This window comes from Aeromonas sp. 5HA1, from assembly GCF_029237245.1.
Lineage (GTDB): Bacteria > Pseudomonadota > Gammaproteobacteria > Enterobacterales > Aeromonadaceae > Aeromonas > Aeromonas salmonicida.
Window position 1 is genome coordinate 18,454 of record NZ_JAACFW010000030.1, and the last position, 17,641, is coordinate 36,094.

17 protein-coding genes are annotated in these 17,641 nt (G+C 58.6%); 10 read left to right on the forward strand and 7 right to left on the reverse strand.

Annotation, left to right across the window (positions count from 1 at the left end; translation table 11 throughout):
* Nucleotides 1-226: 226 nt before the first annotated feature.
* Nucleotides 227-1,945 (forward strand): acetolactate synthase 3 large subunit, encoded by a 1,719-nt coding sequence (locus GWQ27_RS20270; RefSeq protein ID WP_219591845.1) that lies wholly within the window; start codon nucleotides 227-229, stop codon nucleotides 1,943-1,945.
* Between the two features lie 91 nt (nucleotides 1,946-2,036).
* Nucleotides 2,037-2,531 carry an acetolactate synthase small subunit gene (gene ilvN / locus GWQ27_RS20275; RefSeq protein ID WP_005311605.1) on the forward strand — a complete coding sequence of 165 codons (495 nt, stop codon included), beginning with the start codon at nucleotides 2,037-2,039 and terminating at the stop codon, nucleotides 2,529-2,531.
* Between the two features lie 405 nt (nucleotides 2,532-2,936).
* On the opposite strand, the gene pta is transcribed toward ilvN, so the two are convergent.
* Both pta and GWQ27_RS20285 read right to left on the reverse strand, forming a co-directional pair.
* On the reverse strand, nucleotides 2,937-5,090 hold the full coding sequence (gene pta, locus GWQ27_RS20280; RefSeq protein WP_042467240.1) for a phosphate acetyltransferase: 2,154 nt from the start codon (nucleotides 5,088-5,090) through the stop codon (nucleotides 2,937-2,939).
* A gap of 70 nt (nucleotides 5,091-5,160) precedes the next feature.
* Nucleotides 5,161-6,363 (reverse strand): acetate kinase, encoded by a 1,203-nt coding sequence (locus GWQ27_RS20285; protein WP_005311607.1) that lies wholly within the window; start codon nucleotides 6,361-6,363, stop codon nucleotides 5,161-5,163.
* Nucleotides 6,364-6,665: 302 nt separating this feature from the next.
* Between GWQ27_RS20285 and yfbV the strand changes: the two genes are divergently transcribed.
* Nucleotides 6,666-7,106: a terminus macrodomain insulation protein YfbV gene (gene yfbV / locus GWQ27_RS20290; protein WP_011899053.1), complete on the forward strand. Its 441-nt coding sequence runs from the start codon at nucleotides 6,666-6,668 to the stop codon at nucleotides 7,104-7,106.
* 60 nt (nucleotides 7,107-7,166) lie between these two features.
* Here the strand turns inward: yfbV and GWQ27_RS20295 are convergent, their stop codons facing one another.
* The 3 genes from GWQ27_RS20295 to GWQ27_RS20305 form a co-directional block, all read right to left on the reverse strand.
* Entirely contained in the window at nucleotides 7,167-7,667 is a 501-nt protein-coding gene (locus GWQ27_RS20295; protein ID WP_017412149.1) for a YfbU family protein, read from the reverse strand.
* A 443-nt stretch (nucleotides 7,668-8,110) separates the two neighbouring features.
* On the reverse strand, nucleotides 8,111-8,575 hold the full coding sequence (bcp, locus tag GWQ27_RS20300) for a thioredoxin-dependent thiol peroxidase (RefSeq protein ID WP_275908183.1): 465 nt from the start codon (nucleotides 8,573-8,575) through the stop codon (nucleotides 8,111-8,113).
* Nucleotides 8,576-8,597: 22 nt separating this feature from the next.
* Entirely contained in the window at nucleotides 8,598-9,131 is a 534-nt protein-coding gene (locus GWQ27_RS20305) for an ACT domain-containing protein (RefSeq protein ID WP_005311611.1), read from the reverse strand.
* 267 nt (nucleotides 9,132-9,398) lie between these two features.
* Here GWQ27_RS20305 and dapA point away from each other — a divergent pair, with 267 nt between their 5' ends.
* From dapA to GWQ27_RS20320, 3 genes are all read left to right on the forward strand, one after another.
* Nucleotides 9,399-10,286: a 4-hydroxy-tetrahydrodipicolinate synthase gene (gene dapA, locus GWQ27_RS20310; RefSeq protein ID WP_271772485.1), complete on the forward strand. Its 888-nt coding sequence runs from the start codon at nucleotides 9,399-9,401 to the stop codon at nucleotides 10,284-10,286.
* On the forward strand, nucleotides 10,279-11,403 hold the full coding sequence (bamC, locus tag GWQ27_RS20315; RefSeq protein ID WP_088814160.1) for an outer membrane protein assembly factor BamC: 1,125 nt from the start codon (nucleotides 10,279-10,281) through the stop codon (nucleotides 11,401-11,403). Before dapA ends, bamC begins: the two co-directional genes overlap by 8 nt.
* A 143-nt stretch (nucleotides 11,404-11,546) precedes the next feature.
* The gene (locus GWQ27_RS20320) at nucleotides 11,547-12,650 is read left to right on the forward strand and encodes a phosphoribosylaminoimidazolesuccinocarboxamide synthase (protein ID WP_005311616.1); all 1,104 of its coding nucleotides are present in this window, start codon (nucleotides 11,547-11,549) and stop codon (nucleotides 12,648-12,650) included.
* Between the two features lie 130 nt (nucleotides 12,651-12,780).
* Here GWQ27_RS20320 and GWQ27_RS20325 read toward each other — a convergent pair whose 3' ends face one another.
* Nucleotides 12,781-13,383, reverse strand: coding sequence for a short chain dehydrogenase (locus GWQ27_RS20325; RefSeq protein WP_275908184.1), 603 nt, complete (start codon nucleotides 13,381-13,383; stop codon nucleotides 12,781-12,783).
* Nucleotides 13,384-13,480: 97 nt separating this feature from the next.
* Between GWQ27_RS20325 and GWQ27_RS20330 the strand changes: the two genes are divergently transcribed.
* From GWQ27_RS20330 to GWQ27_RS20345, 4 genes are all read left to right on the forward strand, one after another.
* Nucleotides 13,481-14,380 carry a LysR family transcriptional regulator gene (locus tag GWQ27_RS20330; RefSeq protein ID WP_219598413.1) on the forward strand — a complete coding sequence of 300 codons (900 nt, stop codon included), beginning with the start codon at nucleotides 13,481-13,483 and terminating at the stop codon, nucleotides 14,378-14,380.
* Between the two features lie 71 nt (nucleotides 14,381-14,451).
* Nucleotides 14,452-15,084, forward strand: coding sequence for a DUF2057 domain-containing protein (locus tag GWQ27_RS20335; RefSeq protein WP_275908185.1), 633 nt, complete (start codon nucleotides 14,452-14,454; stop codon nucleotides 15,082-15,084).
* A 71-nt stretch (nucleotides 15,085-15,155) separates the two neighbouring features.
* Nucleotides 15,156-15,593: an HIT domain-containing protein gene (locus GWQ27_RS20340; protein WP_005311624.1), complete on the forward strand. Its 438-nt coding sequence runs from the start codon at nucleotides 15,156-15,158 to the stop codon at nucleotides 15,591-15,593.
* 98 nt (nucleotides 15,594-15,691) lie between these two features.
* Nucleotides 15,692-16,390, forward strand: a complete 699-nt coding sequence (locus GWQ27_RS20345) for a DUF3334 family protein (RefSeq protein ID WP_021139750.1) — start codon at nucleotides 15,692-15,694, stop codon at nucleotides 16,388-16,390.
* A 69-nt stretch (nucleotides 16,391-16,459) separates the two neighbouring features.
* Here the strand turns inward: GWQ27_RS20345 and GWQ27_RS20350 are convergent, their stop codons facing one another.
* Nucleotides 16,460-17,458: a DUF2860 family protein gene (locus GWQ27_RS20350; protein ID WP_275908186.1), complete on the reverse strand. Its 999-nt coding sequence runs from the start codon at nucleotides 17,456-17,458 to the stop codon at nucleotides 16,460-16,462.
* Between the last annotated feature and the right edge of the window lie 183 nt (nucleotides 17,459-17,641).

The window sequence follows — 17,641 nt, forward strand, 5'->3', positions numbered from 1 at the left end:
GTTCTGGTCAGACAAAGCCGTGGACAAGCGTTCGCAAGCGGGTTAAGTTGGATTTTCACCCGCTTTTCGGGTGAATGATGGAAAAAACCTATTTTTCTACTATCGACGGCACCGAACTCGCCTGGCCCGTATTCAGACAACAACAAGACACGGGGCCGGCGCTGCCGGGAAGCAGCGGACTGTCGATAGCTTTCGCTTAACGGAGCAAAGCCTGGAGGGCTTTATCATGGAGATGTTATCAGGCGCCCAGATGGTGGTTAGAGCGCTGGAAGATCAGGGAGTTGAGCACGTTTTCGGCTACCCTGGTGGCTCAGTGCTCGACATCTATGACGCTCTCTTTGAAAACGGAAAGATGGAGCATGTCCTGGTGCGGCACGAGCAAGCCGCGGTGCATATGGCGGACGGTTACGCCCGCTCCACCGGCAAGGTGGGCACAGTGCTGGTGACCTCGGGTCCTGGCGCGACCAACTGCATCACGGGGATCGCAACCGCATACATGGACTCCATCCCCCTGGTGATCCTGTCCGGTCAGGTACCGACCAGCATGATCGGGGAGGATGCATTCCAGGAGACCGACATGATCGGCATCTCCCGTCCTGTGGTGAAGCACAGCTTCCTGTGCAAGAAAGCCAGCGATATTCCCGATGCCATCAAGAAGGCCTACTACATTGCCGCCAGCGGCCGCCCGGGGCCTGTGGTGGTGGATCTGCCCAAAGACGTGCAGAACCCGAAAGAGAAATTTCCCTATCAGTATCCCGAGACGGTCTCCCTGCGCTCCTACAATCCGACCAAGGCCGGACACAAGGGCCAGATCAAGCGGGCCGCCAAATTGCTGGTAGATGCCCAGCGCCCTGTGATGTACGTGGGCGGCGGTGCCATCAATGCCAATGCGGATCATCTGGTGACCAAGCTGGCCGAGCTGCTGAACCTGCCGGTGACCACCACCCTGATGGGGCTGGGAGCCTTCTCTGGCACCCATCCGCAGTTTGTCGGCATGCTGGGGATGCACGGCACCTTCGAAGCCAACAAGACAATGCACAATGCGGATCTGATTTTTGCCGTGGGTGCCCGCTTCGATGATCGCGTCACCAACAACGTGGCCAAGTTTTGTCCCAATGCCACCATAGTGCACATCGATATCGATCCCACTTCCATCTCCAAGACGGTACAGGCCCATGTGCCCATCGTCGGCTCGGTGGAAACCGTGCTGGAGCAGATGCTGGAAGTGATCCGCGAGTGCGGCTTCGACAACGACAAGCAGGCGCTGGCAGACTGGTGGAGCCAGATCGCCCAGTGGCGTTCCCGCAACTGCCTGGCCTATGAGACCCACCCCACCCTGATCAAGCCGCAGCAGGTGATCGAGACCCTGTACAAGGTGACCAAGGGGGAGGCATTCGTTGCCTCCGATGTGGGCCAGCACCAGATGTTCGCCGCCCTCTACTACCCCTTTGCCAAGCCGCGCCAGTGGATCAACTCCGGAGGCCTCGGCACCATGGGTTTTGGTATTCCGGCCGCCATGGGCGCCCAGTTTGCCAACCCAGATGCCGTGGTCTGCTGCGTCACTGGTGACGGCTCGGTACAGATGAACATTCAGGAACTCTCCACCTGTTTGCAGTACGGTGTGCCCATCAAGATCATCTCCATCAACAACCGCGCCCTTGGCATGGTCAAGCAGTGGCAGAAGATGTTCTACGGCGGTCGTCACAGCCACTCCTACATGGAATCCCTGCCCGACTTCGTCAAGCTGGCGGAAGCCTACGGCCACGTCGGTATCGCGGTGAGCGATCCGGCGGAGCTGGAGAGCGCCATGGAGAAAGCCTTTGCCATCAAGGATCGGCTGGTGTTCATGGATATCTCGGTCGATCCGGATGAGCATGTCTACCCGATGCAGATCAAGTTTGGTGCCATGGACGAGATGTGGCTGAGCAAGACGGAGAGGACCTGACAATGGGACACATTATTTCGGTCGTCCTCATGGAGCTCAAGTTTGGTTCCATCAATGACGAGATGTGGCTGAGCAAGGCGGGGGAGATTTGATGAGACATATTATTTCCGTGCTGTTGGAGAACGAATCCGGCGCCCTGAGCCGCGTGGTGGGCCTCTTCTCCCAGCGCGGCTACAACATCGAGACCCTGACGGTGGCCCCCACCGAGGATCCCACCCTGTCGCGCATGACAATCGTCACCATGGGTGACGAGCGGGTGCTGGAGCAGATCCAGAAACAACTGCACAAGCTGGTGGACGTGCTCAAGGTGTGTGACCTGAGCGAAGGGGAGCATATCGAGCGGGAGATTGCGCTGGTCAAGGCGCGCGCCGCCGGTGGTGCTCGCGACGAGCTGAAACGGCTGGCGGACATCTTCCGTGGCCAGATCGTCGACGTGACCCCGGAGCAGTACACTGTGCAGCTGGTGGGCACCAGCGAGAAGCTGGATGCCTTTATCAAGACTGCCGCCCAGACCAACGAGATCATCGAAGTGGTGCGCTCCGGCGTCTGTGGTATCTCCCGGGCGGACAAGGCACTGCGCCCCTGATTGTTCGGCAGGTGGATTTGTTATCCCAAAGGGGCTCTTCGGAGCCCTTTTTCACGGGCGCAAGCTGGGCCTGGGGGAAGTGCGAGTCTGTCATTTTCTTTCAAATGATCAGTAAACTATCCACAAAAGCTGTGGAAAACTCTGTAGATTAGCGGTGTGTCTAGTGTTAGTGAGCTGATCTTAAAGGGGTATTTGGATCTGATCTCTGCTGGGGTGCAATTGTGCAATCCCCTGTGGCGGGTGTGAGTGTTTGCTTATCCTGCCAGCCTTGCCAGACAAGCCATGGAGAGAGGCATAGTGATCCGGTCAGGATCCTGATTTGATCTTGCGGATCAATATGTCGCCCGCCCACTATAAAAAAACCCGCCTCTCGGCGGGTTTTTCACAGGGTTGGCTGAAGGTCGATTACTCGGCCTGAGCTGCCTGGATACCGGTCAGGGCGATGGTGTAGACGATGTCGTCAACCAGGGCGCCACGGGACAGGTCGTTGACCGGTTTGCGCATGCCTTGCAGCATGGGGCCGATGGAGACCAGATCTGCGGAACGCTGTACCGCCTTGTAGGTGGTGTTGCCTGTGTTCAGATCCGGGAAGACGAACACTGTGGCTTTACCTGCAACCGGTGAGTTAGGGGCCTTGGACTTGGCCACGTTCTCCATGATGGCCGCATCGTATTGCAGCGGACCGTCGATGATGAGGTCGGGGCGCTTGGCCTTGGCCAGCTCGGTCGCTTCACGCACTTTCTCTACATCGGCACCGGCGCCAGAGGTACCGGTAGAGTAGGAGATCATGGCGACGCGTGGCTCGATGCCGAAGGCGGCAGCGGAGTCGGCGGACTGGATGGCGATCTCGGCCAGCTGCTCGGCAGTGGGATCCGGGTTGATGGCGCAGTCACCGTACACCAGCACCTGATCAGGCAGCAGCATGAAGAAGATGGAGGAGATCAGGGAAGAGCCCGGGGCAGTCTTGATGATCTGCATCGGCGGACGGATGGTGTTGGCGGTGGTGTGTACCGCGCCGGATACCAGACCGTCTACTTCGCCACGCTCCAGCATCATGGTGCCCAGCACCACGTTGTCTTCCAGCTGTTCGCGGGCAACCACTTCGGTCATGCCCTTGTTCTTGCGCAGTTCGACCAGACGCGGCACATAGCGCTCGCGCACCTCCAGCGGGTCGATGATCTCGACACGGTCGGTCAGCACCACACCCTGCTGCTCTGCAACGCGACGGATCTCTTCCGGGTTACCCAGCAGCACAGGACGGGCGATACCACGTTCGGCACAGATGGAAGCTGCCTTGATGGTACGCGGCTCTTCGCCTTCCGGCAGCACGACACGCTTGTTGGCCTGACGGGCCAGCTCGGTCAGCTGATAACGGAACGCCGGCGGGCTCAGACGACGGGAACGGGTAGACTTGGCTGAGAGAGACTCGATCCAGTGCTTGTCGATGTGGCCAGCCACATAGTCCTGCACCAGCTCGATACGCTCGCGGTCATCTTCCGGAATGTCGACGTTGAAGTTTTGCAGGCTGACGGCGGTCTGCCAGGTGTTGGTGCCGGTGATCATGATCGGCAGGCCGGTGGCCATGGCCTGTTGGCACAGGGCCATCACTTGCGGCTCGGGATGATAGTTGCCGGTCAGCAGCAGTGCGCCCAGCTTGACGCCGTTCATGGCGGAGAGGCAGGCGGAAACGATGACGTCGGAACGGTCGCCGGAGGTCACCAGCAGGCTGCCCGGACGGAAGTGCTCAACCATGTTGTGGATGGAGCGGGCACAGAAGGTCACGGTTTGCAGGCGACGGCTGTCCAGCTCACCCTTGTGCAGGATCTTGGCGGCCAGATGTTTGGCGAGATCCTTGGCGCGCGGGGCGATCAGCTGGGTATTCCAGGGGATGCAACCCAGGATGCGCAGCGGGCTCTTGCCGAACACTTGCAGCACTTCCAGATTGTGGGCCGCTTCAGAAGCGTGGTGGTGCGCCTCGAACATCTCGGTCAGGTCGGGGCGGGTCACGCCGTGCTCGTCAACCGGAGCGCCTACCTTGTTGATGACGCAACCAACGATACGGGGGTTGTTGACGCCACCGAAGTTGGAGCAGGCCAGCTCGATGCGCTCTTTGAGCTTCTGGCTGGAGTCGTTGCCCGGATGGGTCACGAACACCATGTCGGCATCCAGCGCCTTGGCGACGTCATAGTTCAGCTTGTTGGCAAACGGCTGCTTGTCGGTCGGTACCATGCCTTCGATGACCAGCACTTCGGCACCGCTGGCCTTCACGTGCTCTTCAAAGCGAGCCACTATCTCTTCCAGCAGGATGTCGGTGTTGCTGGAGGTGATCATGTTCTCGGCGTAGGAGAGGGCGAATGGCTCGGGCGGGTTGATGTTGGCAGCAGCGCGGATCACGGCGGTGGAGCGCTCGGTACCGGTTTCACCCGGACGCGGCTGAGCGACCGGTTTGAAGAAGCTGACATTGACACCGTGACGTTCCATGGCGCGGACAACGCCAAGACTCACGGAAGTTACGCCGACACCAGTGCCGACCGGGATAAGCATAATAGTGCGTGCCACTTAATACCCCTTGTTCATTTTTTGGGATCAGGAAAAGGCCGCCCTGGGGCGGCCTTGCTCTACAGCGAATTTATGCGCCGACCAGTTCCAGCGCGTCGTGGGCAATGACCCACTCCTCGTTGGTCGGGATAACCAGGGCCTTGGTAGAACCAGCCTTGGTGATCTCGCCACCCTTGCCGAAGCGGGCAGCCAGGTTGGCGTCGTGATCGACGTCGAAGCCCAGCAGACCCAGCTTGTTCAGGGTGATTTCACGGATCGGAGCGGAGTTTTCACCGATACCACCGGTGAAGACCACGGCATCCAGACGACCGTCCATGGCGGCGGCGTAGGCGCCGATGTACTTGGCCAGGCGATAGCAGTAGACATCCATGGCACGCTTGGCTTCTTCTTTGCTGTCGTAGTTGTCTTCAACGAAACGGCAGTCGGAAGTCACTTCGGTCAGACCCTGCAGGCCGGACTCTTTGGTCAGCATGGTGTTGATATCCGCCACGCTCATGCCCAGCTTGTCGTGCAGGAAGAAGATGATGGCCGGATCCAGATCGCCGGAGCGGGTACCCATGACCAGGCCTTCCAGCGGGGTCAGACCCATGGAGGTATCAACGGATTTGCCGTTCTTGATGGCGCAGACGGAACCACCATTGCCCAGGTGGCAGTTGATGATGTTCAGCTCGTCAACCGGCTTGTTCAGCTGCTTGGCGGCTTCCAGGCTGATGTAGTAGTGGCTGGTGCCGTGGGCGCCGTAGCGACGGATGCCGTTCTCTTTGTAGAGTTTGTACGGCAGGGCGTACAGGAAGGCTTCTTCCGGCATGGTCTGGTGGAAGGCGGTGTCGAACACGGCCACGTTCTTGTCGGCCAGGGCCGGGAAGATACGACGGGCTTCACGGATACCGATCAGGTGAGCCGGGTTGTGCAGCGGTGCATAAGGTACGGCGGCTTCGATGCCGGCGATGACGTCATCACAGATCACAACGGAGGAGGTGAAGCGCTCACCACCGTGAACAACACGGTGACCAATGGCGATCAGATTCTGGGACAGTTCCGGATTGAGCGGCAGGATCTTGTTGACGATGTAGTCCAGCGCTTCCTGGTGAGCGGCACCAGCGCCCAGATCGGCACTGCCTTTCTCGCCATTCAGTTTCCACTTGATGCGGGCGTCGTCGAGGTTGAAACACTCGGCCAGGCCGGACAACAGGTCATCACCGGTGGTTGCGTCAATGACAGCAAACTTCAGGGACGAGCTGCCACAGTTAAGTACAAGAACCAGCTTACTCATGAATAAATCCTATCGCAGATTGGGTTGTGTAGGAGGATGCGTTGGACGCGTTGCGTCCAAAAACTTTCAACTTATCCTTATGAGGGTTGGCAATCTGTTGCTTGCCCCTTGTATAGTGATACAAGACCCGAAATCCAGACGTCCCTGACAGCTCAACGGCAGGCCGTTGGTGCAAAAATTGGGCGTACAAAGGATAACTCGATTGTTGAAAAATAACAAAGTCATCCTCAACCTTTGTTATTGCGCATCAAATATAGTCGAGGTTTTGCCGTTAATACGTTCAAAAAAAGCTCGGAGGTAGCATGAGCATGAACATTTTTGGAACTAAGTTACAGCAAGGCCGTCATTATATGACCCTTTGGCCCCGCCGTCCCGAGCTTAATTCCATGTTTCCGGAGAATCGGGTGATCAAGGCCACCGAATTCGCCCTCAAGATCATTCCGGCGCTGGCGGTGCTCAGCGTCATGTTGCAGTTCCAGCTCGGTGAGCTGCACTACTGGCCTTCCGTCATGACCTCAGTGCTGTTTTTGCTCAGTCTGCCGCTGCAAGGTTACTACTGGCTCGGTCAGCGTGCCGATACCCGTTTGCCTCCCTCCCTTGCCAGCTGGTATCGCGAGATCAACGGCAAGATGAACGAGCAGGGCAGTCATCGCCAACTGGTGGCCCAGCCCCGTTACGAAGAGCTGGCCGATACCCTCAATGCTGCGTTCAAGCAACTGGACAAATCTTTTCTCTACGAATAGGCGAACAAGGTTTTCCAATCAGACAAAGGCGCCCAGAGGCGCCTTTTCCATCCATGTCGATCAGGCCGCCAATACTTTGCGGATCTCCTGGATGGAGAGCTTGTATTGACGGGGGCACTGGCGCCATACGGTCAGCATGCGCTGGTACTTGTCGCGCATGGCAATGTCGCTCGAAAGCTCGTCACATGGGCACTTGAGCTCGGGGAAGCGCTTGTCCACTTCCAGCAGGAAGCAGACGTAGTCGGCCAGCTCCCGCTCCTGGCTGCGGCTGTAGCCGTTGAATTCCAGCCGGCTGGCGGTGATTTCACTCTGATCGGCCCCATCAAGATTGCCCCAGGAGATGGCCAGCGCATGGTGCAGTTCCAGGGTGTCGATCACCTCCTGACAGGTGGCCAGATCCAGATGACCGAAGCTCTTCTCCAGTTCGAGGATCTGCAGGCAGTAGCCGCGCGCTATGATGGTGCTGGCCCGCTGGTAAGACGCCGCTTTCTCTGGATTGAGTTTGGCCAGGATCTCGTACTGGTTGCTCAGGATCAGGCGTTCGGTGTGGCTCATGTTCATGGGCTTTTCTCACTGGAAAATGAAACTGGGGTCACGTTAACCCATATCTCAGATGAATTTTTTGATCTGGCAGGGGAGGTTGGTGAGAAAGCCGGATCGGGAAATCAAAACGGAGCGGTTTCTGGTTAATTAAAAGCAGCGGTTGCGTGCTTGCATTGCGGCTTGAGCTGGTAACAATAAAGGAGTCATCTGGCTTGTGCCCGGATGACTCGCCACCAAGGCACCCGACACAGGTGCATGCCAGACCATCACAAACATGACTCCGTCGCTGTGGCCACAGGCCCTGGCAGACGGGGCAACGAAAACGGGGCCGCCAAGATGGCTACCCGGCCTTGACTCATCAGGTGATGCCATCATCACACTGTGATCTCGGCGAGCGAGACAAGCGAAGGGCCTGCAGTTGCAGGCCCTTCTTGCATGGTGTGTTTTATATGTCTTCGGGCTCAACCCTTGATGAGGTCGAGCACCACCTGATGGTGGTCGCTGGTCTTGAACTTGTCGAAGCGGTGGACGACCTTGCCCTCTTCATCGATGAGGAAGCTCAGACGGTGAATGCCGTCATACTCCTTGCCCATGAACTTCTTCGGGCCCCAGACGCCAAAAGCATCGGCGACGGCGTGATCTTCATCGACCAGCAGGCGGAAGTTGAGGCTGTCGCGCTCCTCGAACTTCTTCAGGCGCTTTGCCGGATCCGGGCTGATGCCGAGCACCACCACGTTGAGAGCGGCCAGCTCGCTATTGACGTCACGCAGACCGCAGGCCTGGGTGGTGCAGCCAGGGGTCATCGCCTTGGGATAGAAATAAATGAGCACTTTCTTGCCGCGCAGGTCGGATAGACGAACCGGATTGCCATCCTGATCTGACAGGGAAAAGTCGGGGGCCAGGGTGCCAGCGGATAAAGGTTGCATGGATTCTCCTTGGGGTTGGTCGTCAGGCGTGTTTGTTGTTGACGATGAATTCGAACGATTCGGCGCCCAGTTCACGACAGAATCCGGCGAAGGCCGTATCCGAACCGGCTGCTTCTCCCTGCTTGGCCAGATTGAGCTGGAAGCTTGCCTTGAGCAGGTTGTAGGGCTGTTGCTCCAGCGTCATGGTCTGCATGGCCTGGATGTCCCAGCCGTGGTCGCTGAAGAACTGGGTGCACTGGCTTACGATGCCAGGCTGATCCCGGATCAGGATCTCGGCGTTGGCGCTGATGTCGTATTGCAGCGAATGGTGACGCTCGGTGCGCTTCATCATGGTGATGAGCTCCCACTCCTGGCTGCGCAGGGGCAGGCTTATCTCGAGTTGCATCAGGCTGTTCCAGTCACCGGACAGCAGCATGATGAAGGTGAATTCATTACCGAAGATACCAAGACGGCTATCGACAATGTTGCAGCCACACCCACTGACGTGGCGAGTGACTTCATTGACGATGCCAGGCCTGTCCGTGCCTATGGCCGTTACGACCAGGTAGTGAGTCATAAATCTTCTCTCGTCCATTAGCTGGTTGTGAATGTGAGTACAGCGGGAGCGCTCTGGCCACTCTCTGCACCCTGACATGACAACCTTGTTGAGAATGTTGTTGCGGCGAGCCCTGCCTGTGGTGGTCACGACCACGATTTGGCGCATGCTGTTGCGCTCGCGCACAGGGTTTTGTGCCGGATGGTATCATGGCTTGCCCCCTGCCTCCCTTGTTTTTCCAAGGGGGCAGCTTTACCATAACGCCCCTGAAAATCGGGAGAAATATCCATGTTACGCGGTAGTCTTGTTGCGCTCGTTACCCCCATGCTGGCTTCAGGTGAAGTCGACTGGGCCAGTCTGGCCACCTTGGTCGATTATCATGTCAGCGCGGGCACAGCCGCCATCGTCGCGGTCGGTACCACAGGGGAATCGGTGACCCTGAGCGAGCAGGAGCACATCGCCGTCGTGGAAAAAACCGTGGAACTGGCCGCCGGACGCATTCCTGTCATCGCCGGTTGCGGATCCAACAACACCGCCCATGCCATCGCCCTTGCCAAACGATTCGCCGAAACGGGCGTGGTGGCGGGTCTCTCGGTTACCCCTTATTACAACAAACCCACCCAAGAAGGCCTCTATCGTCACTATTGTGCGATCGCCGAGGCTAGTGGTCTGCCCCAAATTCTTTATAATGTGCCCGGTCGCACCTGTTGCGATCTCAAACCGGAGACGGTAGCCCGGTTAGCCAGGGTACCCGGCATCATAGGTCTGAAAGAGGCCACCGGGGATCTGAGCCGTACTCCGCTGCTGCGTGAGCTGTGCGGAGAGGAATTCGCGCTTTATAGTGGCGATGATGCCAGTGGATGTGATTTTATGCTGCAAGGGGGAGACGGAGTCATTTCGGTCACCACCAATATTGCAGCGGCCCAGATGGCCGACATGTGTCGTGCTGCGCTGGCCGGTGATGCCGGGCAGGCGCATGACATCAACAATCGATTGATGCCGTTGCATCAGACTCTGTTCTGCGAACCGAGTCCCATCCCGGTGAAGTGGGCCTGCGCCCGACTGGGATTGATTGCGATGGCGACCTTGCGTCTGCCGCTCACCGACCTCACCCCAGAGGGCGAACAAGCGATGACGCGAGCACTGACGACTGCGGAGTTGATGGCGAGTGTTTAAAGCAAATGGAAAGGGAAATGCAGTGCGCCTGGTGCTGAGTGTAGCGACCGTTGCCGTGTTGGCAGCCTGTAGTTCACCCCAGGATCGCAAGATGGCCAACCGTGGTTTCGAGTACGAGGATGCCCGACTTGAAGGTCGTGCGTTTCTGGTGCCGTCCGGGTTGAGTACCCCCGCCTTTAACAGCAATTTCGACATCCCGGCGTTGCCAGAGAGCAGCCGTGACGGTGCTCTTGGCGCCAAGATTGACGTGCGTCCGCCTGCCCAGCTGCTGACAGTGGTACCGGGCAGCCAGGTCGTGCCCAATGCCAGCGAACCCACAGTGGCCTTCTATGCCCTGAGTACCAATCAGAGTGTGGAGCGCGATACCTGGGCCTTCCTGATGAACTTCCTGGCCCAATACAAGGTGACCACAGAGAAGCTGGATCAGCAGGCTGGCGTCTTGCAGACCGGCTGGTTTGACAACACCAAGGCCCTCGATGGCTGGAGTGAAGAGGATGATGATTTCAACATCCGCCAGCGTTACCAGTTCACAGTGCGCAACGATGCCCAGCGTCATGCCGTCAACATGTCGGTACGGGTGCTGGATCACGAAGAGACCATTGATGGCGAGACCACCAATGTGTTGACGCCAGCCGATGCCCAGCGCTACGCGACCCGCGCCCTGAACCAGTTCTCCCTCTATTACGACAAGCAGCTCAAGTCCCGCGAGCAGCACAAGGCCAACGATGGCATGGGCTTGCAGCTGGGTCTGGACAACAATGAGCTGAGTGCCTGGATTGCGGACGGTTCCTTTGATCTGGTCTGGCGTCGCCTCAATCAGGTGCTGCCGGCCTATGGTTTCACCATCAAGGATACCCAGCAGTCCCTGGGCTGGATCGACGTCGAATACGACGAACCGGGCAGCGATTTCTGGAAAGCCAAGGGTGGCGAGCCGTTCAAGCTGGAAGAGGAGAAGTATCGCTTCCAGTTGGGCGAGATGGCGGGGGGCAAGACCTCCATTACCCTGTTCGACAAGGACAAGAAGCCAGTGGCGTCCGGCGTCATCTCCCAGATGTACATCAGCCTGTCCGAGGCCTTTGCCAAGGGCTTGGCTGACCAGGCAGCAAAAACAGAATAGAAACAGGGGCCTAGTGCCCCTGTTTTGTTAGGTTAATCCCCCTGTAAATACAGGGTCTGATGCGCTTGATATGTTAACCCCCCAGAAACAGGGGCCTGGTGCCCCTGTTTTATTCCTCCCACAAACAGGAAGTGTTATTAGCCATGAGTCTTGCAGATCAAGTATTGGCGGTGAATGACGATTTGCCGATCCGTACCGATAAACCTGTCCATTCCGGCAAAGTGCGCAGCGTCTACTGGTTGACCCCCGAAGACAGTGCCCGGCTCATAAAAGAGAAAGGCTATGATGTGCCTGCCGATGCGCCGCTCGCCCTCATGGTGATCAGCGACCGCATCTCGGCCTTCGACTGCATCTGGCAAGGTGTCGACGGGCTGAATGGCGTACCGGGCAAAGGCGCTGCGCTCAACGCCATCTCCAGCCACTGGTTCAAGCTGTTCAAGGAGAAGGGACTGGCCGACAGCCACATCCTGGATATTCCGCACCCCTTCGTCTGGATCGTGCAAAAAGCCCGCCCCGTGATGATCGAAGCGATCGCCCGCCAGTACATCACTGGTTCCATGTGGCGTGCCTACAAGGATGGCGAGCGTGAGTTCTGCGGTATTACTTTGCCAGAAGGGCTCAAAAAGGATCAAAAGTTGCCGGAGATCCTTATCACCCCCTCCACCAAGGGTGTGCTGACCGGGCTGGATGGTGTGCCGGAAGCCGATGACGTCAACGTCTCCCGTGCGGATATCGAACGCCACTACCAAGGCTTCAACTTCAGCAAACCGGCTGACATAGACCGCTACGAAGTGCTGCTCAAAGAGGGCTTCAACGTCATCAGCGATGCGCTGGCCTCGCTGGATCAGATCTTCGTCGACACCAAGTTCGAGTTTGGCTATGTCCAGGATGCTGCCGGCAACGAGAAGCTCATCTATATGGATGAAGTGGGCACCCCCGACAGCTCCCGCATCTGGGATGGCGCGGCGCTGCGTGATGGCCAGATCGTCGAGAAGTCCAAAGAGGGTTTCCGTCAGTGGCTGCTCAACCACTTCCCGGATCCGGACATACTGCTCAACAAGAACCGCATGCCGGAACGTTTCGCCCTGGCCAAAGGCAACAAGCTGCCGACCGAGGTGATGATGGATATCTCCAACACCTATGTCGGGATCGCCGAGAAGATCATCGGTCACCCGCTGGTGCGCTCCGCGAATCCGAAGCAGGAGATCATCGAGGTGCTGCGGGATCAGTACGGTCTGATCGACTAAGGGTTGCCGCCTTTTTTTGTCATCGGAAAACAAACGTTTGCCGGTGGCAAAAGGCACAATCCGACCAACAGACGGGCCCCAGTGCGGGGCCCGTTTTATTGCTGGTCTGGCGGCAAGAGGGTGGCGGCTATCAGCCGTTGACCTTGAACACCTGCCCGGTCTGCACGCCCAGCACTGATTTCTGGTAGGCCAGTGCCACTTTGGCGGCGGGCACCGGCACGAAGCCCGGGAAGAAGTCGGCGTATTTGTCCATCGACTCGGTCAGCACGGTCGGGCTCACCACATTGATGCGCAAGCCCTTTGGCAGCTCGCAGGTGGCGGCCTTCACAAAGTGCTCGATGGCGCCATTGATGGTGGTCGCACTGACTCCCCAGTTGATGGGTTCCTCGCTCAAAATACCGCTGATCAGGGTGATGGAGCCCTTGTCATTCAGATAGGGAATGGCGGCACGTGTCAGATTGATCTGGCCCATCAGCTTGCTCTGGAGCCCCACTTGCCACTGCTCGTCGGTCATCTCGGTCAGACCGTTGAAGGCCACGCTGCCGCTGGCGACGACCAGCGCATCGAACTGGCCCACCTGGGCAAACAGCGCCTTGATGGAGGCGGGATCGCGCATGTCGACAGTGGCATCGCCACGGCTGTGACCGACCCGGATCACCTGATGGTCCTTGGCAAGCAGTTCACTGACCGCAGAGCCGACGGTGCCGGAGGCACCCACAATCACAATCTTCATCTGTTTCACTCCTGGTTGGGATAAGTCGATTCTAGCGCGATGAAACGGGGGAAAAAGCGCGTAAAATAAACTCATTGTTTCCATATTGGAGCTAATGATGGATATCGCCCATCTGGCCAGCTTTTACGAGGTGGTGCAGCGAGGCAGCTTCTCTGCCGCTGCCGATGTGCTGGGGGTGAGCAAGGGGATGCTGAGCCGCCATGTCAGCGCCCTGGAAGCCGCCCTCAATGCCCAGTTGTTGCAGCGCACTACCCGCCGGCTCAGCCTCACCGAGGCGGGCAAGACCCTCTATTTGCAGACGGGGCAGATCTTTGCGCTAGTCCGGCAGGCGGAAGAGGATATCCAGGCACTGACCGAGGAGGATGCTGGCCGCTTGCGCTTTACCTGCGCGGTCAGCACAGGGGATCGCATGGTGAGCGAGCTGCTTGGCCATTTTGCAGTGCTCTGCCCGGGTGTCGAGGTCGAACTCAACTTCACCAATGCCATGGTAGACATGAGCCAGGGGGAGAACGACATAGCCCTGCGCGCCATGAGCAGCATCCCCGACAACCTGGTGGCGTTGCCACTCGGTCAGCTCAAGGACGTGGTGGTGGCAAGCCCCGCTCTGCTGGTGCGGGAAGGGATTCCAGCCAGCCCCTATGAGCTGAGTAGCCGCCCCTGCCTGTTGCAGGGGAGCAACCCCGCCTGGGAGCAGTGGCACTTTCGCAGAGGAGAGGAAGAGGCCCACATTCTGGTGCAAGGCAAGGTGCGGGCCAATCATTACAGTACCGTACTGCAACTGGCCCGCGCCGGCATGGGGTATGCCAAGTGCCCTCTGATGCTGGTGGAGCCCGCGCTGGCCGCGGGAGAGCTGGTGACCGTGCTCGACGGGTGGCAGAGCGGCCTGCATCAGCTCCATGTACTGCACGCCCAGCAGCGGCGGGTGCCACGCAAGATCCGGTTGTTCAAGCAGGTGCTGGCCCAGTGGTTTGCCGAGCGGCCCCGCTACTTGCTCTGACCTGCGTTATTTTTCTGTCATCTTCGGCTGCTACCCTGCGCCCATCGTAGCGATCAGGAAGATGAGCGAGCATGAAGAGTTATCAGAAGTGGAGTGGTTTGACACTGCTTTGGTCGGCGCTGGGCATGAGTACGGCGCAGGCCGCCGTCGAGGTGGTGGTGCCACCGGATTTCCAGATCCTGGCGGTCAGTGCGGGCAAGCTGCAAGATGAGCAGCACGCTACCCTGGCGGATGGGGAGCAGCAGTTGCTGGTGCGATATGAGGGGGTGATCCCGAGTCGCAATAGCAGCGAGAACGATCGTCAGGTGCGATCCGATCCCCAGGTGGTGCGCTATCAGGCCAGCAACCAGCGCTTGACGCTGGTGGCCCAACAGCCAGCCGATGAGCAGGCGATGGTGGCCTATGCCAAGGCACCAGTTGTGACGCTGCAGGCCAATGGTCAGGCGCTCGATACTCAGCAGGATGCACTGATGACCAGCGGCATGCTGATCGGTATGGACTGGCGAGCCCGGCTCGAGGAGTACAACCGCAGCGGTGGCAAGGCAGCGTTGACGATGGCCGGAGCGGCAACCACAGTGGCAGCGGGCAATGCTGTGCCTGCTGTGGCAACCAGCGAACTGGAGGGGCGATTGCAGCAACTTTTCTTGCAGGCGGACCCGGAGCTTCGCAAGCGCTTCGTCGGCTGGGCCGTGCCGCGACTTTAAGTTTGCAGCCCGTTGCAGTAACGTGGGGGCTCTCATCGTGCATAGCGCCCACCTTATCCAACGAGGTCTTCATGTTTGAATTGCACACTCGCCTGCAGGCGGATACCCAGCTGCTCGGCGATCTGCCGCTTTGCCGTGTCCTGCTCGCCAAAGACAGCCAGTATCCCTGGCTCATCCTGGTGCCACGGGTAGACAACTTGCGCGAGATCCACCATCTGGCGCCCGCTCAGCAGCAACAGCTGATGCAGGAGTCCTGCGCCGTCGCCACCCTGATGGAACAGGCCCTCAGCCCGGACAAGATCAACATCGGGGCGCTGGGCAATCTGGTGCCGCAACTGCATCTGCACCATGTCGCCCGCTTCACCACGGACAAAGCCTGGCCCGGCCCCATCTGGGGGGCTCACCCCGCTTTGCCATATGACCCGCAGGCCTTGCGAACCCAAGCCGATAGCTGGCGTGCCCGGCTTGCCCATCTGGCCGGTTTCATCCCGCTTTGCGTTGATAATTGAGTCAAGTGAGAGGCGGCTCGCTATTTCAGAGCTCAAGCCGCGCTATCTGTTAGAGTTATGGTATAGATAAGCCCATTTTCGATGTTCAGGAAGGTCCCATGATAGTGACAAGAGCCGACAACGACGCCGTATTGACCACAGAGGATGTGTTGCTGAGTCTGTGCCATTCGGTCACGGGGGTATTGAGTGCGGCGACCCAGAGTCAGGTGCGTTTCTCCGGCATGGTGCAGCGCATCAGCAAGACCTGTCTCAAGCCGGATATCGGCTGTTTCGTGCTGTTCGACGGTGGTTTCTCCGGCCTGGTCGTGATCAACTTCTCCGCCTCTGCGGCCATGGAGCTGTACGAGAGCTACATGCTCAGCATGGGCCTCTCCAAGGAAGATCTCGCCATCTCCCACACTTCGGACGAGGTGAGCAACGTCATGGGCGAGTTGATGAACCAGATCGTCGGCAGTTTCACCGTCAAGGTGGGCCGGGATCTGCAGACTCACATTACCCAGAACCAGCCGAAAATGCTGGCGCTGAACAAACAGGTGATGCTGAGCGTCGACACCAACCTCGACAACCCGGAAGCGCGGCGGGTTACCTTCTTCACCTCCCGCAACAACATCTTCTATCTGGAGCTGGCGATGGACAGGACAGAGTTCATCCGCATTCACAGTGATGGCATGGACGAAGAGGAGCTGGATCCGGATGCGCTGATCGCCCAGACCAAGCTGGCGGCATCCAAGCCGACGCCGGTTGCCGCCAAGGCGGCCAATGAGCACGACGATCTGCTCGATTCGCTCGGTATCTGACGTCAGCCACGCGCACAAATGCCAAGGCCACCCCATGGGGTGGCCTTGTTGTTGCTGGAATGGACCGGTTTAGAAGTTGTAGAGCAGGCCGGTGCTGACGCGGGTGGCCTGACTGTCGTAGAAGCTGATGTCGGAGTCGGCGGTGGAGTAGGCCGTGGTAAAGGTGGCGGCGAGATCCTTGACGCCGAACAGACTGTGCCAGAAGAAGGTACCGTTGATGGCAAACTCGTTTGCATCGGCGCTCTGGCCGAAGATGGGATTCGCCTCTTCATAGTTGCGCTTGCCGGCATAGACGTTGCTGACGATGGACCACTGGGGGCCACGCTTGGCGTAGGTCAGCTGCAGACCCGTGTTCTTGAAGCTCTCGGCGCTGCCATCAAGCCTTGCCTGCTTGTAGAGGATCGCGGGCTCCAGCAGCTGGTTGCCGCCAAAGTGCCACTGATAGGAGATCTCCATGTCGTGCACCTTGCCGTTGCGATCCAGCATGGAGGCATAGTGGGTACCGTGGGTCAGGTCATACTGCTGCCCACTGCGCTCTTCATCCAGATCCACTTCCCGGCTGGTGAGGCTGCCGTGGAAGTTGCTGCCCCAGATCTTGTCCCAGGTGAAGCGAACCCCTTTTGATTTCACATCGGTGGAGCTGCGATCCACATTGGTGGCGAAGGGATCGCTCCACAGCTCGACCGGCATGGCGTTGAACACCAGGGAAGTGGCGACAATTCCCTTGTCGCCCATCTCTTGGCGCAGACCCAGCTGCTGGGTGAAGTCGAAGCGGATCGCATCCTGGATCAGGTTGCCGAGGAACACTTGGGTACGGGTATCGGCAAAGGTGTAGCGAATGTCAGCGTTGATGAGGGGAGTCAGACCGCTTTCACTGTCGGGAGAGCCGAGGTCATTGATGCGGCTGTTGCTGTCATCGCCTGCATAGAAGTTGGACTTGTAGCTGACGGCGTTGACCCCGCCCAGCAGGAAACCGGACCAGCCGGACTGCTTGGGGATCTCCCCCAGATCGGCGTGTGCGGCATTGGCTGCCAGCAGGCCAAGACTCAGCAGGGTGAGAGTGCGCATCGGTAAGACTCCTGAAATAACAAGCTGTTGGATGAAATGGCTCGGGATGATAGGACAGCAAGCTGAACTGCGGCTGACTGAGTCCACCAAAGCATGCTATCCCAGTTGGCAGATGGCGTTAATCAATAATTAATAGCGTGACGGAACAAGAGTTCGGCGCGCCGTGCTGGTATTCTGTTCGGC

Bases quoted from the DNA above. Each gene is read 5' to 3' on its own strand.
- GWQ27_RS20320 (WP_005311616.1), top strand. From the start codon at position 11,547: ATGAGTCTTGCAGATCAAGTATTGGCGGTGAATGACGATTTGCCGATC.
- GWQ27_RS20305 (WP_005311611.1), bottom strand. From the start codon at position 9,131: ATGACTCACTACCTGGTCGTAACGGCCATAGGCACGGACAGGCCTGGC.
- dapA (WP_271772485.1), top strand. From the start codon at position 9,399: ATGTTACGCGGTAGTCTTGTTGCGCTCGTTACCCCCATGCTGGCTTCA.
- GWQ27_RS20285 (WP_005311607.1), bottom strand. From the start codon at position 6,363: ATGAGTAAGCTGGTTCTTGTACTTAACTGTGGCAGCTCGTCCCTGAAG.
- GWQ27_RS20295 (WP_017412149.1), bottom strand. From the start codon at position 7,667: ATGAACATGAGCCACACCGAACGCCTGATCCTGAGCAACCAGTACGAG.
- yfbV (WP_011899053.1), top strand. From the start codon at position 6,666: ATGAGCATGAACATTTTTGGAACTAAGTTACAGCAAGGCCGTCATTAT.
- GWQ27_RS20350 (WP_275908186.1), bottom strand. From the start codon at position 17,458: ATGCGCACTCTCACCCTGCTGAGTCTTGGCCTGCTGGCAGCCAATGCC.
- GWQ27_RS20330 (WP_219598413.1), top strand. From the start codon at position 13,481: ATGGATATCGCCCATCTGGCCAGCTTTTACGAGGTGGTGCAGCGAGGC.
- GWQ27_RS20340 (WP_005311624.1), top strand. From the start codon at position 15,156: ATGTTTGAATTGCACACTCGCCTGCAGGCGGATACCCAGCTGCTCGGC.
- GWQ27_RS20270 (WP_219591845.1), top strand. From the start codon at position 227: ATGGAGATGTTATCAGGCGCCCAGATGGTGGTTAGAGCGCTGGAAGAT.
- bcp (WP_275908183.1), bottom strand. From the start codon at position 8,575: ATGCAACCTTTATCCGCTGGCACCCTGGCCCCCGACTTTTCCCTGTCA.
- ilvN (WP_005311605.1), top strand. From the start codon at position 2,037: ATGAGACATATTATTTCCGTGCTGTTGGAGAACGAATCCGGCGCCCTG.
- GWQ27_RS20335 (WP_275908185.1), top strand. From the start codon at position 14,452: ATGAAGAGTTATCAGAAGTGGAGTGGTTTGACACTGCTTTGGTCGGCG.
- GWQ27_RS20325 (WP_275908184.1), bottom strand. From the start codon at position 13,383: ATGAAGATTGTGATTGTGGGTGCCTCCGGCACCGTCGGCTCTGCGGTC.
- GWQ27_RS20345 (WP_021139750.1), top strand. From the start codon at position 15,692: ATGATAGTGACAAGAGCCGACAACGACGCCGTATTGACCACAGAGGAT.